Origin of the sequence: Chryseobacterium capnotolerans (genome assembly GCF_021278965.1) — a bacterium.
In the GTDB taxonomy this organism is placed as follows: Bacteria; Bacteroidota; Bacteroidia; order Flavobacteriales; family Weeksellaceae; genus Chryseobacterium; species Chryseobacterium capnotolerans.
The window spans coordinates 3,057,707-3,078,291 of sequence record NZ_CP065589.1 but is presented as its reverse complement, the minus strand read 5'-3'; the positions used below and the strand labels follow the sequence as shown (position 1 = coordinate 3,078,291).

The following is a 20,585-nucleotide window of genomic DNA, read 5'->3' as shown; positions in this document are numbered from 1 at the left end:
AAATATTTCACTTAATAAAGAAAAAATATTATTTTTAGCCCGCTAAATTTAAAACTTTTAACTATGAAAAAAACATTTTTATTATTGCTTATGGCATTCATAATGCCATGGTGTAATCTTAAAGCACAACAGTCTCATGATTATATTCTCATGTTGGATAACGGAGCTTCCACTACGGATCAGGAGTATGCTTATATGAAACGTGGTGCTATCAAGCTGATGGAGCAATTGCTAGCCTGTAATAACAGAAATAGAATAGCAGTAGTACAGTATGGGGTAGGCAAGTATGGAAGCAATCCTAGTGCATACGAACCTTTAGTCTATATTGAAAATGATTTCACGAACGATCATTATAGACTTACTATAGAAAACCTGACAAGACGTCTGGATTACGGAGATCTTTTTAATGAGTCTTTAGGAATGGTGGGTAATGCTTTGGATGGTACTTCCAATGCAGGTATTATAAGTCCTCAGACCACATTAAATAGCTTTCAGCCACTGAAGGTTATTGTATTTACTGATGCAGAAAGAAATGTAGGAGGCCTTAATGGTTCTTATCTGGTAAACTACGATTATCCAGCCCAAAATCTTAATGAAACATTTCATAATGTAATGAATTTTAAAATCGGAAGGGGTGCAAAATTTACCATACTTCATACTAATACAAATACTTTGGCAAAAGAGGCTGCTGCATGTATTGCCAGTTCGGGTACTTCATACTCAGGGAATGTAGAATATAATTTTGTTGATCCAGATGTAAATGCTCCAAGTAGATCATATTACAATAGGCCGAATGGTTTTTTTATAGGCCAGCCGGATATGGATTATTGGCAAAATATGGCCTCTAATATTTGTGATTCTAATGATCTGGCGACTTTTAACTTTAGATACGAACAAAGTTGCTTAAGTATAAATCAACTGTCAAACATTGGCGGTTATTATAACCTTCCATCAGGTGCTGTTTTGCAAGGAATGAGAGCTGAAGTGATAAGTTTGGCATCAGGGAATGTGTATGACGTGTCATTTAATCCTACTTATGGCCCTGGTAACTATTTCAGTTATCAGCTTCAGCCTTCAGATTTTAATAGTTTAATTAATGCAGGGGAAACTGGAGAGTTTAAGTTTAAATTAACTATGTCTTATCAGCATTACGGACAGAATTTCCGTGTGTTCAGCTGGAATAATTATCCGTTTTTTGATTATGATATTACGACAACCTGTCCAGTATTTAGAGCGGCTTCATCATTGACCGAAGAAAAGCTCTTTAAGCTGACGCCAAACCCTACTAATGGATTATTTAAAGTTATCCTGAATAAAGAAATTAAGTTTGGAAAATTAGAAATTAAAGATTTGGTTGGAAATACAGTATATAGCAAAGTATTACGTGGAGAAAAAGAAAAAGAAATAGATTTAAGCTCCCGAAAAGAAGGGGTATATATTGTTAATGTAACAACGGATAAAAATGAAATCTACTCAGAAAAGATGATTAAGAAATAACTAAGATTAAAAACTGCTCGAAAGAGCGGTTTTTTTTATCAAAATTTAATGTTGGAAAATTTTTGAATGATGCTGAACATGATTTGTTGAAAATAGATAATAGTGATTTAATAGATTTTTTAAAAAAAAATATTTAAATATTTTTATGTTTTATTTTGTTTTTTATTATTTTATTTATGGAATATTTGTAGATTCGCATCTTTAATAATGGATATGAAAAATAAAACTCTACCTATTCTGTTTGCAGTGTTTTCTGTATTTCCAACTATTGCATTCGGACAAGATAATGAAAAGCTTATTAAAGATTATATTTCTCAAAATAAATTAAGAGAATATAAGAAATCTGATCTCAATAATTTTATTGTAGATAATGTGGATCCTTCAAAATCTTTAAATGGCAATGTTGTGAAATTTTTACAGACTTATAAAGGCTTGCCAATATATAATTCTGTAGGAACAGCGCTTATTAAAGATAATAAAGTAGCTTATTACACGGATAACTTTATAAAAGATTATACTGTATCTTCATCAGGGAATGCTGTTGTCAGTAAAACTGCAGCGTTGCATACCATTGCTGATGATCTGAAGAAAAATGATGTTAAAGACTTCTTTATTCGTGATTTTTCCGGAGAGTCTAATGATAGCAAAAAGACTGCAAAACAAAGACTTGTATATGTAGATCATAAAGGAAGTTTGAAACTTGCTTATGAATATCTGTTAAGAGAACCAAAATCACCAAGCTATTGGAATTATCTGATTGATGCCAATACAGGTGAAATTCTAAATAAAACAGACCTGAATGTATCTTGTAGTTTTCATCCGGGGGCTTATTCTCATAGCCATACAGACATGGACTTTGTTCAGAATGATCTGATGGGGCCGTCAAAAATTAATACTCAGTTTGCTCCTTTCTTGGTGCCGGATAATGCCAGTTATAATGTCTTCCCTTTACCTGTGGAGGCTCCTACATTTGGTTCAAGACAAACTATTTCTAATCCATGGTATTTACCAGCTTCACCGGAAGGATGGCATTCTGATGGAGAGAATCATTATACCATTACAAGAGGAAATAATGTATATGCTTATGAAGATACAGCTGATATGGATCAGCCTGGCCTTTCACCAGATGGCGGAGCTGCTAGAAATTTTAATTTTCCATTCAGTATCAACGGAACTCCAGCAGCCAATCAGAATGCTTCTATTACCAACTTGTTTTATTTGAATAATAAAATCCATGATGTATTTTATAAGTTTGGATTTACAGAATCTGCTAGAAATTTTCAGCAGAATAATTTTGCAAATGGAGGTGCGGGTAATGATTATGTAGAGGCAGAAGGACAAGATGGAGGTGGTCTTAACAATGCCAACTTTGGTACTCCTGCAGATGGAAGTAAACCATATATGCAGATGTATTTATGGTCTGCGGTAAATCAGCTGTTTTTTTACAATACTCCAGGAACAGCAGTCGCTCGTACACCGATTACCGGAACTGCTGAATTTGGTCCTGCATTAACGGGTGCCGGAATAACGGGTAATGTACAGCTTGCATCAAACGTAAATGGCTGTACAGCATTACCAGCAGGATCACTTACTGGTAAAATAGGGCTTATTGAAAGAGGAGGCGGAGCGAACTGTGGATTTGCGGTTAAAACAAAGAATGCTCAGGATGCAGGAGCTATAGCTGTAGTGATCTATAACAATGCAGCAGCTACAAATTTCCCATCAGGAATGGGCGGTACAGATCCTTCTATCACAATTCCTACAGTGTCCATTGAAAATTCAGAAGGAGAATATATCAAAACTCAGCTTGCAGGTAATGCGACAGTAAATATTACGCTTAAAAATGATCCTGCTACAAGTGTCACTCCGGATGGAAGTTTTGATAACGGAATTGTAACGCACGAATATGGACATGGAATATCAAATAGATTAACAGGAACAGGATATGGATGTTTATCTACTTCTGCAAGTAAAGAACAAATGGGGGAAGGATGGTCTGATTTCTTTGCTTTGATGCTTACCAACAGACCTGGAGATAATGCTTCTGTAGCAAGAGGTATGGGAACTTATGCAGGTGGAGAACAAATAACAGGTGGTGGTATTCGACCAGCAAAGTATTCTCCTGATTTTGCAGTGAATCCTTTTACCTATGGAGCTACAAACCAAATGCAGTATACCAATACAAACGGTGTTTTGGTTACCGATTCTCATTCTATTGGCTTCGTTTGGGCAACCATGTTATGGGATCTTCATTGGAAGTATGTAGAAAAATACGGGTATTCTTCAGATGTAATGTCAACTACACCGAATGGAAGTTCAAAAGTATTGCAATTAGTAACCGATGCTCTAAAGCTTCAAGGGTGTAATCCTAGCTTTATTGATGGAAGAAATGCAATATTGGCAGCCGATGTGGCAACTACAAACGGACAGGATAAATGTCTGATCTGGAAGGTCTTTGCAAAAAGAGGTCTTGGTGTAGGAGCTTCAGCAGGAGTTAAGAGTGTTGTTACAGATCAGGTAGAGAACTTTAATATACCAGAAGACTGTGCTTCACTGGGTACTGAGGAAGTTACTTCATTAAAAGACAATAAAATCTCCATTTATCCAAACCCTGCAAAAGATGAGTTCTTTATTGATTTCCCAAGCAAAACTCTTGGTAAAGTAAGTGTAGAACTATATGATATGTCTGGAAAATTGGTTTCTTCAGAAGATAAGATTTCACCTGAAAATAAAAAAGCAATTTCTACAAGTCGTCTGATAAACGGCACTTATATCGTAAAAGTGAAAGGACTTGGTTTTGAAGCTAATTCAAAAGTGATTGTTAAGAAATAACTGACTATTTAATCAATTGGATGGATCGCCGCAAGCTTTGCTTGCGGCGATCTCATTTATCTATCATATCAATACTTCAAAATAATTTAATTTATATATTGTACCTTTGCAGGCTGTTAAAAAAATTATGAAGAAGAAAAATATACTAAAAGGTGTTTTATTTGTAGGGATTGGTGCTAGTATATACGGAATGTTAGCCACTTTTGTGAAAATGGCTTATCATGATGGTTTTACAACGTCTGAAGTGACTACCTCCCAATTTGTATTAGGTTTGACAGGGCTTTTGATCCTGAATTTAATCCAGACCTTAACCTCGAAAAAGAAATTATCAATGCCCAGCTCCAAAGAGGTGAGAATGCTGATGCTTGCCGGAACTTCATTGGGCGGAACAAGTTTGTTTTATTATATAGCAGTTCAGTATATCAATGTTTCCATTGCTATTGTATTGCTGATGCAGTCGGTTTGGTTTAGTGTAGTGGTAGAAAGTATTATTACTAAAAAGCTTCCGAATGCAAGGAAAATTGTGGCTGTAATTATTGTATTGCTGGGAACAGTTTTAGCGACCAACCTTATCAATATGGAGATTGAGCTGGATTGGCATGGAATATTCTGGGGACTGATGGCTGCTGCCTCATATACATTAACTATGTTTACTTCTAATACGTTGGCAACCCATTTGCCTGTTTTCAGAAAAAGTATTATTATGTTGGCAGGAGGTTCCATTGTGGTTTTTGCATTCCTGTTTTTTGCTCAGATAGGGCCCATGTATTTTGATGGATTAAAAGCTTTTTATCTTAATTTTACAGAAAATACAGAGCATATCCACTCTTTCAATTATTCAATATTTTTGACGTATGGTTTTGTGTTAGCTTTGTTTGGAACGATTATTCCTCCAATTCTGTTCAATGTTGGTTTCCCCAATGCAGGATTAGGACTGGGAAGTATTGTTTCTTCTCTGGAACTTCCGGTTTCTGTAACTATGGCTTTTGTTCTATTGGGTGAGCAGGTGTTTTTAATACAGTGGGTCGGAATTGCTCTGATTCTTTTTGCTATTGTTTTAATGAACCTTCCATCCAAAAAAGAAAAAGAAGTTTCTATGGCAGAATTATCTTAAAAAAATAATATTTAACCAAAAATAACAGTTGAAAACCGTTCCGTTTGGAGCGGTTTTTTTAATTTTAAAAACTTAAAGTAAAGTACTATGAGGTATTTCAGAAATATAGCTGCAGCAATACTACTAACCGGATCAGGAATCCTGTTTTCACAAATAAAACCGTTGGATGCGATGTTATCTGAGTATCAATATCCTTATGAAGTACATTTTAAAGACTTAAGCTCTCAGGATAACAATCTGAAGATGGCTTATATGGATGTGAAACCTCAAAAATCCAATGGCAAAACCATTCTGCTTCTCCATGGGAAAAACTTTAATGGAGCTTATTGGGAAAGAACAGCTAAAGATCTTTCAGAAAAAGGATTCAGGGTCATTATTCCGGATCAGATAGGGTTTGGAAAATCATCAAAACCTCACAACTACCAGTTTTCCTTTTCACAGTTGGCCGAAAATACAAAGGCAATTCTCGATGAATTGGGAATTGATAAAACCATTGTTCTGGGACATTCAATGGGAGGAATGGTAGCTACAAGATTCACACTGCTTTATCCTGAAAAGGTCCAGAAACTGATCCTTGAAAATCCGATCGGACTTGAAGATTATAAAACATTTGCAGCTTATCAGAATATAGATCAGGCTTATCAATCAGAACTTAAAAATACGGCTGAAACCTATAAGAATTATCAGTTGAAATTCTACTATGACAACAAATGGAAGGCGGAATACCAGCCATGGCTTGATCTTATTGCCGGCTGGACTCTTCATAAAGATTATCCGCAAGTGGCATGGGATGCTGCACTAACATCCGATATGATCTATAATCAGCCCGTTTGCTATGAATTCAAAAATATAAAAGTTCCTACTTTATTGATTATCGGAACCAGAGACAGAACTGCTATAGGAAAAGACAGGGCTCCTAAGGAACTTCAGCCTAAAATGGGACAGTATCAGGAACTGGGAAAGAAAACCCAGCGTGAAATTGCAGGTTCTCAATTGGTGGAATTAGAAAATGTTGGGCATCTTCCGCATATTGAAGTCTATCCTAAATTTTTCGAGGTTTTATATAACTTTATTAAATAATCTGAACAGGGTTTTTACCGAAATCATTTTATGCAATCCCGCTTTAGCAAAGAGCTCAGGCGGTAGTGTTAATTTATATTTATCCAAAACTGGTGATAAACAGAAATTTGTTAACTTTGGGGACACACTAAAGACGAAATGAGTTAATGATGTCGGAGATAAGATTATCAAAAAAACAAATTTTACACAGGCTAAATACCATCAAAATAAAACCTTCCGGACTTCAAGGAAGAAGGTATGGAGTGTCTGTGAAATACTTTTCCGGTAACGATGAGAAGCCCTCCAAAAGGATAGATTATACTGTAGCCACTAATCTGAACGTTGAATACGGCAAGGGAACATTAAGCCTTAATAAGGAAGATGTTTTCTATAATCAACATGAGCCGGACAAAATCAATGAAATTATTTCATCAGCATTGTCTACCACTATTTATCCTGTGGAAGTAGATCTTAATGAAAAAGGAACCGGAACTGGCGAGATCATCAATCACGACAAGATGATTGAAAGGTGGAAGATTCAAAAATCAAAAATATCAGAAAAGTACAGCAGTAAAGAGCTGGATGTTTTTTTTAACAATTTTGAAAATAAGCTTCAAAATAAAATCGTTATTGAGCAAAGCCTGCACAATGATTGGTTTTGGAATCTGTTTTTTCATCCCAAATTCATTCACTACGGAGATACCAGAACTGTTGAAAGAGATCTGTATCTTTCAGTGATTCCTTATCGTGGACCTTTGAAATTTTCAGGAGTACAGACCATTGATAAATTCCCTACAGATTACCATTCTTTTGTCATAAAATTTGAAAGCGAAGAATTATTGGCTCCAAGATACTTTTATCCGGAAGGCCATGCGGAAGATGATACTCTTTATATGACGCTTAAAGTGATTTTCGATCATGATCTGTATCATCATTTTCCGATGCATACAAGAGCTTATTTTGAAGTATTCTCCAGAGATTGGTCGGGGAAAAAAGTATTTGTGAAAAAGATTCATTATACCCAATATCAGTTGGGATCAGAGGAATATAAAGACAAAGTATTGGATGAAAGCAGTCCTTTTATTACTGGTGGTCTTGTAAAAGTTCCGCCTAATAAATGGGGATTTGATAATTTCGAAAGAATAGAAAATGACTGGTAAAACTTATCGGTTCAGGAAAAAGACTTATTTTTACAAAAACACACCAAAATGTCACTAAAAGAAAAAGTAGTACAGGGAGCAATCTGCCAATGTGAATTTGGCTCTGCTCCGGATAAACTGAAAGTACTTACGCAGACCAAATATTATGTGAATGACAATGCTGGCAGCAGTAAACTTGCGGCTACCCATAAAGATATCGGAGCTACCTTTGAGAAGAATACTTTCGGTTCATGCGCCAAAAAAAATAATACCCCATGTTCAGCTGTAGTTACCCAATGGAGTGGCTACTACGAAAAAGAACTCTACGATCCACCCGGAGGCTATATTCTACTGGAAGACAGCAAAGCAACCTGTCCTATTGGAGGAACAGACTGTATTTCTATCATTAAATCCGGACAAATGGGTGAGCCAACCAAAAAGAACCTTCAGAATGCGGATAGTGAATTGCAGTCGCATGTGAATCCTGTGATGGATATGAAGAACCTTGATAAAAAAGATCCTTATGAATTCTTAAATGCTGAATAATTATGCCGGATAATATTGAAAATACAGTTGGACTACAGTTTTGTCTATGGAAGGAAAACAATAAGGTAAACTCCGTCCCTAAAGGAAATACCTATCCATTATATTTAAATAAGCGGAATGAATTTTTTGTTGATGAAAGCTGTGTGGGAAAGAAAAGCAAAAATCCTAAGCATACGGTGGAGCAGGCTAGATGGGCTTTTATTTATGACTTCTTTTATAAAAATTTAGAGAAAGCTAAACAAGAAGATATTACTGAAAACTTATGGGGTCCCTTGAGTGGAGGTAAGGAAAAGATAGCCAAATATGGACTAGGACTAAAATATAAGCAAGGAAGCAGTATTGTTTTTAATCCTCAATCCTATAGCTATTATTTTGGATTTAAACAAAGGGTGGAACTTTTTAGTGAAAATCCAGGAACTGGGTTTTACTTTTATATTGTTCCTGTTGATAAACCTAAAATATCCTATGCTTATTTTACCAAGAGTGAAGAAGTGAAACGCTATGGAGAAAGTGTTACATTACAAATTATGCTTCATGCCTATAACTTGGATGAGAAGAATAAATATAAGGCAAAGTTATATCTATTAGAAGAAACCTCAGCAAAAGGACTTACGAAAACTGGCGATTTTGAAGATAATAATCTTTGGAAAGAACCTAAGGTGTATAATATCTCAAATAATGTGAGGGCAGATGATGATTGGAATTCTTATATCAATACTACATTCCCTATAGAAATTGAATGGAAAAAGAATGAAAATGTAAAGAAGAATTTTACAGTTGTATTGGAAATCTATAGATGTTGGGAAGAACCAGGAATGATTTATGGAAAGAACTCCAAGGAAGAAAGGGTAAATTATAAAAACTATGCGGATGATCCTACAAGTGATCTTATAGAATATGATCCCAAGGTTTTGGGTCTGAAGGATATTGATGATAAAAATTCGATTTCCAGTAGATTCATTGTGTCTGAAGAATTGATGGATCATTATCTTAAACGTATTGAGCAGGAGAAAAACAATATGATTCAATATATTGGGGATATTGAATATACAAAAAGAGAATTTGATCCATGCGGATATTCGAAGATTACTGTAAAAGATGAGGATGACAAAGATAGGGAAGCTTTTGTCATATTTGATGAAACGGTAACTGTAGGTACAATGGATAAAACTAAGGAAAGTTTTAATATTATAACCGGAGATAGCCGGAAGAATATTTCCATTACTTTGGATAAGCTTACCACTCAAGATACCTTTTGTCAAGGATTATTGCTGGATGAAGGGCAAAAACATTCTGAAAAAAGAATGTCTTCCAAGTAGACAAAGTTTATGCTGCCTTAAAAAATGGAAATATACATACAAGACAGGCTGATTCTACCCATCAGGATCAACAGAGAAAAGCGGGAATAGCCACAACCAATGAAAATAAGAATGATACGGATGTTGTGAAAACAAACAATTCATACAATGCATCTGTAGCTCAGCAATGGAAAGAAGGAGTTGACTATAAGATTGACAGCAATGAGAAGATTACCTTGATGTTGAGGTATATGTATAATAAGACTGCTTTTGAAAGTGTACAGACTTATACAAATAGTAAATATGCTAATGAAGCAATGAATACTATTTGGACATTAAGATATTTTATTTTGTCCTCAAACAATTTACAAACGTATTTTTTGCCAATTAGTACATGTAGATATCCTAACCAACTTGCTCGTATAGCTGTATATCCAGATATCGAATGGGAATTAGCTGCCCTTATTGCAGTTCCTTTATGGAAAAAGACGACATTTAAATTTCAATCAACAAGAGAGGATTTAAGAGGTTATCATGGTCGATTTGGTTTTAAATATGTAAAAAAGGAGTTGAGTGTTGAAGCTGAAACAGAAGGTAAGGTAGGTGCTGATTTTACATTAAAAGCTTCTACTAGTGGTAAAGACTATGAGGCCGGGTATAAAATAGAGAAATCAATAAAGAAGGTAATTGGTACTTTTAATGCTGTTTATGAAAAATCAGAAATTTTTGATGGTACCAGTGAAGATGTAACACAATCTGCAGCATATAAAAAAGGAGTCTTAAAGAAATTTGACTTTAATATAGATCCACCTAACGTTGCAATAGCCTTGAAATGGAAACATGAAGTAGCCAAAAAGGAAAAGAATTTAGGAAAAGTTGGATGGAGAATTGAAGGCGGAGTTGCTTTGAAACCTTTTATTGCTTTTGGAATTACTGTTGATCTCGTTCCTATTATGGGGAAGTTTGGTTGGATTGGTAAAGCTGTTGAATTGATCATTAAGGCATTAGAATATACTGTGAAGGGATTAGATATTTTCTTTAACTTCGTATTTACAGCGGAGGTTGCTGGGAATATCTCGATAGGATACCATAATTTAGACGGTTGGGATGAAAAGTTAAAAAAGGAATTTACGATTACAGTTAATGCCAGCCTTGAAGCGGGAGTTAATTATGAAGGATCAGCTTTGATTTCAACGATAGTAAGAGATGGGGTAACATACGAGACTCAAGAGGAATTGAAGGTAAAGGCTTCTCTTGGTGCAGGTGTTGAATATAAAGAAGAATGGGATTCTGATGGTAAAGGAATGTTTAAAAATGTAACTGTTACATTTTTAGGTGCTGAAGCAAAACTTGAAGTTTATTCATCTATTACGAGAAGAAAGAAGACAATATACAACAATGATGAGGTTGTATCCAATCAAAAAGGAGATGTAAAACATAACGATGTACATAAACTATTAGAAAAAGATATATGGTATGGTCCAAAAAAAATATATACTGATGACGAGAAGAATGACAAATAAAGTAATTTACTGCTTATTTTTTTTAATAATGGTAGTAAGCTTCGGGTGTACAAAAAAATCAAATAATAAAGAAATAGAAATGGAAAGAAAAATTGAGGCTAATCAACCCATGTATGAATTAGCTATTGATGCTCGTGGCTGTTATTTTGAAGTCTATATCAATGATGTTCCTGTTTATTTTCATTATAATGTTGGAGCAACAGCATTCAGATTACCTGTCAATAGTTTCATTCCAAAAAGTGGAGATCAAAGAATTTCTTTAAAAATGTTCTCTGTTATAGAAGGAAAGCCTCTTCCTGTAGGCGCGGAAGTTTCATTGACAATTGATGAATATCCAAAAGGAGAGGCTAGGGAAAGAAAAACGAAATTTTCTTACAAAACTCCTGCCATTGAGTCTAAGAATTCAGGAAGTTTTGCTAATGAAAAAATCATTTGTAGCTAATGTTCCTTATGAGTTAATTGATTGGAAGCAAGGAGTGGATTTGACTAAAGAAGATCATGTAATCGTAATGAAAGAGCTGGAGAAAAAATATGTGGAATATACAGATGCATTTAAAAATGCTGATTTGCCTAAATATAAGCAATTGACAAAATTAAGACAAGATAATGTCTTTACATCTATGTATTACTCTAAGGAACAAAGAGAACAAGCAGAAAATGCTTATGTTTCAGGAGTTCAAAATAATAAGGTTAAACTTTTTCCATTGGAAAATTATAAGATGGTTTTTTATGGGAATGGAAAGCTAGTAGGTCTTCAAAAGAATGGGGATGCTCCAGGGGTATTCATTGATAATGAGGACGAGAAGGAAGCATTTGTTGAATACATATTGTTTTATAGAAAAAGTAAAAATTCTCCTTTGGAAATTATTTTGTAATTCAAATTTAATAATTGAATTTTGAAAAGTAAAGTACAAAATATTTTAAAATTTTCAGTAAAAAATTTCTTATTGTTTTTTCAAATATATGCTGTTATATATGTTTTTATAAATTCTTATATTGATATGTGGTTTTCCTTGGATAGGGAAACCATTATCGAATTTGAAAAGATAATTGTCATCAATTTTTTCCAGGCAGAGGTGTTTTTCTTGTATATGTTCTACTATAAGCTTAGAAATAAGGATTATTATATTTTGAAAGTCAGATATTTAGCCTATATAAAGGAGATGGAAAATCAAGGTGTCAGTAAGCGGAAGGCATCCGTATCCATGTTGGTGGTAATTATGATTTTGATATTTTTTTTTGCTCTTTTGATTTGGAAGTCTCCGTTCGGAAATTTTATTAAGTTAGTCATAGGGCTTAATGAAATTCTTGTGGAAAATAGTAACATATTGATTCCTTGTGTTTTGTTTATTATTTTTCTTTATTTAAAATTAAAGTATGAAGTAGATAATACCTCTTCACATATGGCTGATAGGCTTGGGACTATTGTGTATAGCTTTTTTATTTCATTCCCAATATTTATTCTCCTATATGTAGTACGAGCATATTTTTCAGGTAAAACAGAAGAGTCTTTCCTTCCAGCTGGGTTGCTAGCTGTTAATTTATCCTTTTTAATAATGTTCATTAAGCAGGCAAGGAGAAATGTTTCTGCTTAACTTTAAATTATGGAAATACCCTACCATTGAATATTTTTCCTTAATATCAGAAAATGTAAAGAATAAATTAGAAACTATAAGATAAATAAAGATGACAATTAAATACCTATTTATTATCCTTATCCTAAATGTTATTTCTGTTTCTTGCCAATCTAAATCAGAAAAGGTTGATTTGAACATTGTACAGGAATCTTATGTAAATCTTGCAAACGGTAAACAAGCTAATCAATTAAGATACCGAGATTATGTTGATGATCTGCACAGTCGAATCGTTTTGCAAGGAAATCAAATCCAAGAGAAATGGCAGCCTTTTAAAAATAATGGTAAGCTGGATTACATGGATGTTTATTTTAACAAAGAGAAGACCATTGGATTTAAAGGGTATTTTGCTGGTTCGAAGAATAATTCTGATGAGATATATAAAGATATTCTTAAGAAAATCTCAAGTGATAAGGAGTATCAGCAGATTGATTTAAACAATGAAGATTCCAATATCGTAAGGAATGAATGGGAATCAAAGGAAATGATAGTAGGTGTCAAATATGAAAAAGTAAATAAAAGCATCGCTTTAATTGCTATTAACAAAAATGAAGTCCCTTATTTCTTTGATAAAATTTTTTATAGTGAGTTTTTAGATTTAACGAAATTCAGAAATAAGAATTCAGATATTCATTTGAAAGTATTACAGGTTCAACCGTCAGGCAACAATAAAGGCTTTTATAAAGATAAGTTCAATGAACTAAAAGGTGAGTACAATAAAAAAACAAAGTAAGAATGAACCAACCTATCTATAAAGTTGAAGTGAAAGCCTTTCTATGTTCAATAGAAATTGAAGTTAATGACATACCTTGCTTTTCATACTTTAATGGGCCTCAAATTGCCACGGATATTCCAATTAATAATTTATTGTTTTCTTCCGGTGAACAAGACCTTAAATTTAAGATTTCACCGCTTTTCAATAATAAGGACTTCCATAAAGATGCTCAAATTGAATTGAATATTTTTGTAAAAGAAGCAAATGATTTTTATTTGAAGAAACAGGTAATACATTCTTTTGTACTTGATGAATCCCTTGAGAATAAACCCTTTTATGAAAACATTCTAAACTTTGACGCCAGTTTTCCATACCATCTGGATGTCAGTAAAATAAAGTATGATTTTTCCAGAGAAGAGCAAGATGAGTTGTTTTCTGAAGTATATCAGCAATATGAAATGTTGGCGAGCTATATTAAAGATGATGATTTAAAACAATATAATCAGTTTACGACAATTCGATTTGATGACTTTGTTAAGGCTCATTATTTAGAGAAAGATAGAAGACAGTATTTTTTGAATAAGGCGCTTTTTTCATATAAGGACTATGAACTGTCGTTGGTTCCAAAAGAAGAATATACTTTGAAATATTGCTTTAATAATAGATTAGTTTATCTGGAAAAATTGAATAATGCTCCTGGATTGGTATTGGAGAACAAAAATTCAAAAGAAGAAGGACTGCATTTTATAGAAAGTGCAATATTTTTTAGGAATAACCAAGGTCACTTAGAATTATTCAGATAAGGATAGTTTTCAAACTAATATATTTTGACAACTAAATCACAGCACATTTTAAGCTTTATGGCAAGAAACTTCTTGCTGTTCTTCCAGATATATGCAATTGTATATGTTTTTATAAACTCTTATATCGATGTATGGTTTACCTTGAATAAGGAAACCTTCTTTGAATTTGAGAAGGTGGTTGTCATAAATTTTTTTCAAGCAGAAGCGTTATTTCTATATATTCTCTATCATAAAATTAGGAACAAGAACTATGATGAGTTGAAAACCATGTATTTGAACTACCAAACAGATATGGAAAGTCAAGGTATCAACAAGCATAAAGCAGCCATGGGAATGCTGGTGGCAATCCTCATTTTTGTAGCTCTTTTTGGCGTCTTGATATTCAAATCCCCGCTTGGTGGTTTTGTGGAGGTGGTGATAGGACTTAATCAGATCCTTTTGTCCAATATGGAGATATTAATACCGTGTTTGCTATTGGCAGTTTTTCTTTATCTTCAACTGAAATCTGAAATCAAGGATTCTTCTTTTAACAATGCCATTGTTAGATTAGGAGGTATAATATATAGTTTTAAGATTTCAATATTCATATTCATTGCTCTATTTGTGGTAAGAATCCTTTTCTCAGGAAGGACAGAGGATTCCTTTGCCCCAGCAGGATTGTTAGCCATTAATATTGCTTTTTTGATTACAATTATTAGACAAAAGAAAATAGAAGGTAAAAGTAGTAAAGCTTTACACAAATCAAAAGAAAATAATCAGGAACTTATCAAGTGATAAAAGGAAGGCTTCTGTTTTTATTTTTGCTATTGGTATCCATGGGGGATACTTATACTTAGTATATATGTTATTCATCATTCATTCACGATTATTACAACCTATGAAGAGACCAAAGGTATATTAGTGGATTATGATGTTACGGTTAAAGAAGATGACGACGGTAGGGAGGGAACAATGTATGCTCATGTATATGCATATTACGATCGACAAAGTAAATCATATAAAGTTAGTTCAGGAGGCAGATCTAAAAAAACATGAGTCTTACAGTATATTATGATAAAGAACATCCGGAAATTGCTATGGGCAGTGATTTTGAATTATATTGAGTCCCCTTTATTGCCATATTCTTTACGATTATTTGTTCTGTCACAACTTATGCCTTGAGGAAACCAGCAATAACATGGAAAGAGAAAAAAGATATATCCAGTACAGATGAAATTAAAATATAGTAAACCATGAAAAATAACGACCTCTGGGTAAGCTTTTTCTCCCTTGTATTCATGCTTTTATTCCTTGGCTTCGGTGGAAAGGGACTTTATTACAGCTTAGAGAAATTTTATAAGCATACCAGTTTGGTATTGAATGGTGTAAAAACAGAAGGACATATTACAGGCTATACAGAAACCAGAAAGCAAGAGAAGAATAAATATACAAGGTTCTATTCTCCAATAATTAGCTATTATGATACTGCCAACAGGTCTTATACACTGTATGCCGATTACAGTAGTAACAGTAAAGAATGGTCAAGTGAAGTAACCATTTATTATGATAAAGAAATTTCTTCAAAAGCTATTCGGGGTGGGCTTTGGTATTTATGGTTTTCCCCATTTGTTGTATTATGTTTGTCAATGATTCCACTAGGGTTGGGATTATACCTGCTTAAATATAATATAAGATTGATGATGGGTGAAAAACAATAATAATTTACTTTTTAACATGAGCGAAAATAAGAGTTCTGGTTTTTTTATTACGACATTTTACATCTCTTTTATCTTTATATTGCTTACATTGAGCACTGGAGGAATTTTTTACAGTATCCAGAAACTGGGGGAAATTTTAGTTTAGTTGTTTTTGGAAACAAAACAACAGGTAAAATTATAGGCTATGAGGGAAGTTATTCCACTAATAGCAAAGGTGGCTCTACAAAAATGTATTCACCGCTCATACGCTATGAGGACAATAAAGGCATTGTAAGAGAATATCATTCAGATTATAGTAGCAGTAGCCAGGAAAATGAGGATGAGGTAACCATGTATTATAATCCTGAAAAACCACAAAAAGCAACAAGAGGTGGCTTTCTGAATCTCTTTTTCTGGCCTTTTTTAATTCTGGGGATGTCTGTTTTGGTACTATCTGTAGGTTGTTATTTTGGACAACCAATATTTGTTGTGGTAAAGAAGTTCATGAAGAAAATCTTTAATTTGTAATCATAATCTTATAACTAATTTATGTTTTATAAATACTCTTTGGAGGATAATCATTTAATCCTTGAAAATCCATTTCTTAAAGAAAAAATAGACTTTAATTCCATTGATGATATTATTATTTCCAGTCAGTTTCCATCCCGAAAATACTCTTTGTATATGTTCTTTTCACAACCTGTACAATATGAAGAGAAGAAAGGGTGGTGGAATAAAATCATCTGTGCTATAATTAATAACAACAATAACCCCTACCAAATCAACAGATCGTATTATGATAATGAGATTGAACCCTTGCTGGTACTTATAAAGAAAGGGTTGCCGGAAGCAGATCTTCCTGATCTTAAAAATAGCCTGTTTTGGAGAACAGATGATGGTAAGAATACCTTTTCTAAAATGAAGGTGATGTATAGCAGAGAAAGAATTCCGTTAGCCGATATTCTTAGAAAACATGGGATGATGAGAGAGTGATGTATTGTATTTAAACCACCAAATAACGAAGGATAAAACTTTTACAAAGAAAAATTTAAAGACCTTAAAAAAGAGTATGAAAAGAAATGATGCGGTAAATCAATACAGAATAGAAAAAAGAAGAGATAATCGTTTAATCGTTATTCTCGCTGCTATATTTACACTTTTATTCCTGGCAATGGGGATTGGGGGAGTCTATTACAATGGTAGTAAATTGTACAGACATATCAATTTAGTATCTGGTGGAGTCAAAACGGAAGCAAGGATTACGGGGTATAAAGAAAGCTGGTCGAAGGATGGTGACGAGATTAATTATACCAAAATGTATTCTCCGGTTATTACTTATTATGATTCTTCCAATCATTCGTATATCCTTAATACGGATTACAGCAGTAATAGCAGAGAATGGTCCAATGATGTAACCGTGTATTTTGATAAAAAAGATCCTTCCAACGCTATTCGTGGTGGGTTTTGGCATCTTTGGTTCGGCCCATTTATATTCCTGTGTCTTTTCATAATCCCATTAGTAATTGGATTGTTTGTTCTAACATATTACATTGGAACATTAAAAAAGAAAAAACCGTTTATCACTTAAACGGTTTTTTCTTTTGGTTTGAATGCCAGTAAAGTAATGACTCCAATCCCTGAAAAAATAAGACATGAAATTCCCAGATTCTGAATAAACCCTATACTTACCAAACCACTTCCTATCAATACATAATAAATAAGCCCCAGCAATGCTCCTGCACTTCCGGTTTCATTTTTATAATGGATTAATGCAGTACTCAGAATATTCGGAATGGCCATACTGAAAGCCATTACAATGAAAAAGTAAGGAATCAGAAAATAAATTCCATATCCGCTTAAGATCCATACAAAAGCAGAGGCAGCAAATGATCCCAATACACTTACAGTGACTAAAATTCTAGGAGCAATATTCTTTAAAAGCAATAGTCTGTTAAGCTTAGCTCCCACAAAAGTTCCGGCAGCCAGTATAATGCTGCTGTATCCAAAAATGTAAGATGAATAGTGTTGTTCTTTGAAAATGAAGGGGGCTAACGAGTAATACGAAAATAACAGAACATTAAAACTCATCACTAATAAACAGCATCTGATAATATCACGGTCTCTCAACATTCGCATCAATAAACCGGACAAGATTTTAAAATTGACCTCTTTTCCCGAATGATGAGTTTCAAAAACATTTCTTCTGGAAAGAATATAAAATACCACAGCTGTCAGATATAAAGTGATAAAAATTCCCTGATGGCCTGCTGAAGAGGCTAAAACAGAACCAGTAGTCATTCCTATGATAGGACTGATGGATAAACCAATTCCAATCCATGAAAATACTTTGCTGATATGGTCTTTATCATAAGTGTCGCGCAAAATGGTCTGGGTAACAATGGAGCCTACAGCAATTCCAAAAGCAGAAATAATTCTGGCAGCAAGCAAAAACATAAAGTTAGGAGCAAAAATAGCGGCAAAAGTTCCGATTCCATAGGTGATGAGTCCGTATTCCAAGGATTTTTTTCTTCCGATTCTGTCGCATTGTACTCCCCAAAATGCCACTCCAAGAGCAAAAGCAATAAAATATAAACTTATTGTTAAAGTCGTAGATTCTTCATTCACTCCAAATTTTTCCTGAACCATTGGCAAAACAGGACTGTAAATGGTTTCTACAAACTGAGGAAGCATTACCAATAATGTCAATAACCATAGTGGATTTGTCTTTTTCATTTTTTTTCTGCAAAGTTTCGAAAAATTCAATGTATATTTATAATGATATAAATACAAAAAATATCAAAAATAAGACATGGCGATATTACAACAGAATGAAGAATTTGATGCAGATGCTCTTCAGGAAAAAGTCATTGGAATAGCTTCTGATATGGTTATGCATGATTCCGGATTTCATGACCATAAAACCAAAGCGCAGCTGCTGTATGCACCTTCCGGCTGTATGACAGTAACGACTTCTGACAAACAGTTTGTATTGCCGCCATTCAGAATGCTTTGGATTCCTGCCAATGAAATTCACCGGGTCAATTTCCGAAATGTCGTAGCTTACAGATCTGTTTATTTTAACAGTGAGTATGCTGGGAAATATATGAGTTCAAGCCTTAAGGTTCTACATGTGAATCCTTTGCTCAAAGAAATTATTGAAAGAATCTGCTTTTGGGAGTGGACAGCCCTGAATACAACTCAAAAAAATATTTTAAATGTATTCTGGGATGAAATAGGAAAAGCTCCTGAAGAAAAGTTAGATCTTAAAATGCCTGTTGACAGACGTTTTAAAAGAAGAGTAGAAGAGTGGACAACACGTTTTTCCATACCACCGATGCTGAAGAACCTTGCAGAAGAAACCGGAGCCGTGGAAAAAACAATCACCCGTATTTTTAAAAAAGAAACCGGGCTTTCCTATCAGGAATGGAGGCAGCAATGGCGCCTTCAAAGATCCATAGAACTTTTAGTGGATGGAAACTCAATAGGAGAAGTATCTCACATTTTAGACTTCTCTTCAGACAGTGCCTTTATTGAATTCTTTAAAAAACATACCGGATCCACACCATTACAATACCTCATAAAGAATGAGTAAACTTATCATCTACTCCCAATAGTTCAGTTGAAGGGCTGTACATTCCCCTCCGCAGGAGGGGTGGCAAAAATTCAAAGAATTTTTGACGGGGTGGTCAAATACACACATTTTATTTCTTGTCCTATGCAAAGCCTGTTGGTATTTAATTTCCGTAAAATTGTATAACCAAACTAAAGCAAATACCATGGATAATTACACCAACACAATAGAAGTAAAGGCCACTGCAGATAAAATATACAACGCTCTTACTAATCAGGTTCCGTTTTGGTGGTCTGAAATGTTTGAAGGTTATTCTGCTCAAATTGGAGATGCATTTACCATAAGATTTGGAGAGAAGATTTACAAAACAATGCGGGTGAAAGAATCAGTTCCTGTTACAAAGATGATCTGGTATGTAGAAGATTCATTAATTGCCCTTCCTGAATTAAAAAACCAGACAGAATGGATTGGTACAACCATCGTTTGGGAAATTCAGCAAAGTGAAGAAAGTTCTCAAATAAAAGTTACTCACCTCGGCTTAAATCCGGATATTGAATGTTATGATATCTGCTCCAATGGCTGGGTGCAATTCCTAGGCAGTCTGAAACTCTTCCTGGAAACGGGAAAGGGAACTCCATACAAAGAAAAATCATAGATCTATATCCGTAAATAGTATTATTATTTCTTACTCATTGCTCATAAAAAAGAAGCTGTTTACACGTAAACAGCTTCTTTTTGCATTTATTGTTGTCTGAATTATTTCTTCTTGTAAGCAGCGTCTTTAATTCTCGCTTTTTTACCTCTAAGATCTCTGAAGTAGTAGATTCTAGCTCTTCTAACTCTACCTCTTCTGTCAACCTCAATTTTTTGAAGTGCAGGAAGGTTGATAGGGAATACTCTTTCTACACCTACATCACCAGACATTTTTCTGATGGTAAAAGTTTTTGTAGAACCAGTACCTCTTAATTGGATAACTGTTCCTTTGAAGAACTGAGTTCTAGTCTTTTGTCCTTCTTTAATTTCGTAATACACAGTAATTGTATCACCTGCTTTGAATTCAGGGAATTCTTTTTTCGCAATGTACTTGTCTTGTACGTACTTTAATAAATCCATTATTAATAAAATAAAATGTTAAAGCTAAGCAACTTACACGCTGATCGTCAGAGGTTGAATAACAG

Annotated in this window: 22 protein-coding genes; 20 read left to right on the top strand and 2 right to left on the bottom strand. The window is 34.0% G+C overall.

Annotated features, from left to right (window positions below):
• The first annotated feature begins 63 nt into the window (after positions 1–63).
• The 18 genes from H5J24_RS14745 (at position 64) to H5J24_RS14660 (ending at position 17,424) form a co-directional block, all read left to right on the top strand.
• The gene (locus H5J24_RS14745) at positions 64–1,497 is read left to right on the top strand and encodes a T9SS type A sorting domain-containing protein (RefSeq protein WP_068942353.1); all 1,434 of its coding nucleotides are present in this window, start codon (positions 64–66) and stop codon (positions 1,495–1,497) included.
• A gap of 213 nt (positions 1,498–1,710) precedes the next feature.
• On the top strand, positions 1,711–4,329 hold the full coding sequence (locus H5J24_RS14740; protein WP_228407603.1) for a T9SS-dependent M36 family metallopeptidase: 2,619 nt from the start codon (positions 1,711–1,713) through the stop codon (positions 4,327–4,329).
• Positions 4,330–4,456: 127 nt separating this feature from the next.
• Entirely contained in the window at positions 4,457–5,443 is a 987-nt protein-coding gene (locus H5J24_RS14735) for an EamA family transporter (RefSeq protein ID WP_068942356.1), read from the top strand.
• A gap of 87 nt (positions 5,444–5,530) precedes the next feature.
• Positions 5,531–6,523 (top strand): alpha/beta fold hydrolase, encoded by a 993-nt coding sequence (locus H5J24_RS14730; RefSeq protein ID WP_068942358.1) that lies wholly within the window; start codon positions 5,531–5,533, stop codon positions 6,521–6,523.
• A gap of 149 nt (positions 6,524–6,672) precedes the next feature.
• Positions 6,673–7,662 carry a hypothetical protein gene (locus H5J24_RS14725; RefSeq protein WP_068945026.1) on the top strand — a complete coding sequence of 330 codons (990 nt, stop codon included), beginning with the start codon at positions 6,673–6,675 and terminating at the stop codon, positions 7,660–7,662.
• A gap of 48 nt (positions 7,663–7,710) precedes the next feature.
• A complete protein-coding gene (locus H5J24_RS14720) occupies positions 7,711–8,187 on the top strand; it encodes a DUF4280 domain-containing protein (protein ID WP_068942360.1) in 477 nt (158 codons plus the stop codon).
• Positions 8,188–8,189: 2 nt separating this feature from the next.
• Positions 8,190–9,506 (top strand): hypothetical protein, encoded by a 1,317-nt coding sequence (locus tag H5J24_RS14715; protein ID WP_232815622.1) that lies wholly within the window; start codon positions 8,190–8,192, stop codon positions 9,504–9,506.
• A 125-nt stretch (positions 9,507–9,631) separates the two neighbouring features.
• Complete coding sequence (locus tag H5J24_RS14710; RefSeq protein WP_232815621.1) at positions 9,632–11,008, top strand: hypothetical protein; 1,377 nt, start codon at positions 9,632–9,634, stop codon at positions 11,006–11,008.
• 79 nt (positions 11,009–11,087) lie between these two features.
• Positions 11,088–11,450 carry a hypothetical protein gene (locus tag H5J24_RS14705; protein WP_232815620.1) on the top strand — a complete coding sequence of 121 codons (363 nt, stop codon included), beginning with the start codon at positions 11,088–11,090 and terminating at the stop codon, positions 11,448–11,450.
• Positions 11,428–11,883: a hypothetical protein gene (locus H5J24_RS14700; protein ID WP_232815619.1), complete on the top strand. Its 456-nt coding sequence runs from the start codon at positions 11,428–11,430 to the stop codon at positions 11,881–11,883. The genes H5J24_RS14705 and H5J24_RS14700 overlap by 23 nt, the downstream gene beginning before the upstream one ends.
• A 21-nt stretch (positions 11,884–11,904) precedes the next feature.
• The gene (locus H5J24_RS14695; protein ID WP_068942366.1) at positions 11,905–12,603 is read left to right on the top strand and encodes a hypothetical protein; all 699 of its coding nucleotides are present in this window, start codon (positions 11,905–11,907) and stop codon (positions 12,601–12,603) included.
• 172 nt (positions 12,604–12,775) lie between these two features.
• Positions 12,776–13,375, top strand: coding sequence for a hypothetical protein (locus H5J24_RS14690; RefSeq protein ID WP_232815618.1), 600 nt, complete (start codon positions 12,776–12,778; stop codon positions 13,373–13,375).
• A gap of 2 nt (positions 13,376–13,377) precedes the next feature.
• Positions 13,378–14,160: a hypothetical protein gene (locus tag H5J24_RS14685; RefSeq protein ID WP_068942369.1), complete on the top strand. Its 783-nt coding sequence runs from the start codon at positions 13,378–13,380 to the stop codon at positions 14,158–14,160.
• A 141-nt stretch (positions 14,161–14,301) separates the two neighbouring features.
• On the top strand, positions 14,302–14,934 hold the full coding sequence (locus H5J24_RS14680) for a hypothetical protein (protein WP_141395654.1): 633 nt from the start codon (positions 14,302–14,304) through the stop codon (positions 14,932–14,934).
• A 458-nt stretch (positions 14,935–15,392) separates the two neighbouring features.
• Positions 15,393–15,857, top strand: a complete 465-nt coding sequence (locus H5J24_RS14675; RefSeq protein WP_068942373.1) for a DUF3592 domain-containing protein — start codon at positions 15,393–15,395, stop codon at positions 15,855–15,857.
• A gap of 54 nt (positions 15,858–15,911) precedes the next feature.
• Positions 15,912–16,364 carry a DUF3592 domain-containing protein gene (locus H5J24_RS25975; protein WP_346730002.1) on the top strand — a complete coding sequence of 151 codons (453 nt, stop codon included), beginning with the start codon at positions 15,912–15,914 and terminating at the stop codon, positions 16,362–16,364.
• A 21-nt stretch (positions 16,365–16,385) separates the two neighbouring features.
• A complete protein-coding gene (locus tag H5J24_RS14665; RefSeq protein WP_068942378.1) occupies positions 16,386–16,829 on the top strand; it encodes a hypothetical protein in 444 nt (147 codons plus the stop codon).
• A 76-nt stretch (positions 16,830–16,905) separates the two neighbouring features.
• Entirely contained in the window at positions 16,906–17,424 is a 519-nt protein-coding gene (locus H5J24_RS14660; RefSeq protein ID WP_068942380.1) for a DUF3592 domain-containing protein, read from the top strand.
• Here H5J24_RS14660 and H5J24_RS14655 read toward each other — a convergent pair.
• Complete coding sequence (locus H5J24_RS14655; protein ID WP_068942382.1) at positions 17,421–18,569, bottom strand: MFS transporter; 1,149 nt, start codon at positions 18,567–18,569, stop codon at positions 17,421–17,423. The genes H5J24_RS14660 and H5J24_RS14655 overlap by 4 nt on opposite strands.
• Positions 18,570–18,645: 76 nt before the next feature.
• Between H5J24_RS14655 and H5J24_RS14650 the strand changes: the two genes are divergently transcribed.
• Complete coding sequence (locus H5J24_RS14650) at positions 18,646–19,428, top strand: AraC family transcriptional regulator (protein WP_068942385.1); 783 nt, start codon at positions 18,646–18,648, stop codon at positions 19,426–19,428.
• A 184-nt stretch (positions 19,429–19,612) separates the two neighbouring features.
• On the top strand, positions 19,613–20,062 hold the full coding sequence (locus H5J24_RS14645) for an SRPBCC family protein (protein ID WP_068942387.1): 450 nt from the start codon (positions 19,613–19,615) through the stop codon (positions 20,060–20,062).
• A 101-nt stretch (positions 20,063–20,163) separates the two neighbouring features.
• Here the strand turns inward: H5J24_RS14645 and rplS are convergent, their stop codons facing one another.
• A complete protein-coding gene (gene rplS, locus H5J24_RS14640) occupies positions 20,164–20,520 on the bottom strand; it encodes a 50S ribosomal protein L19 (RefSeq protein WP_068942389.1) in 357 nt (118 codons plus the stop codon).
• Positions 20,521–20,585: the final 65 nt, after the last annotated feature.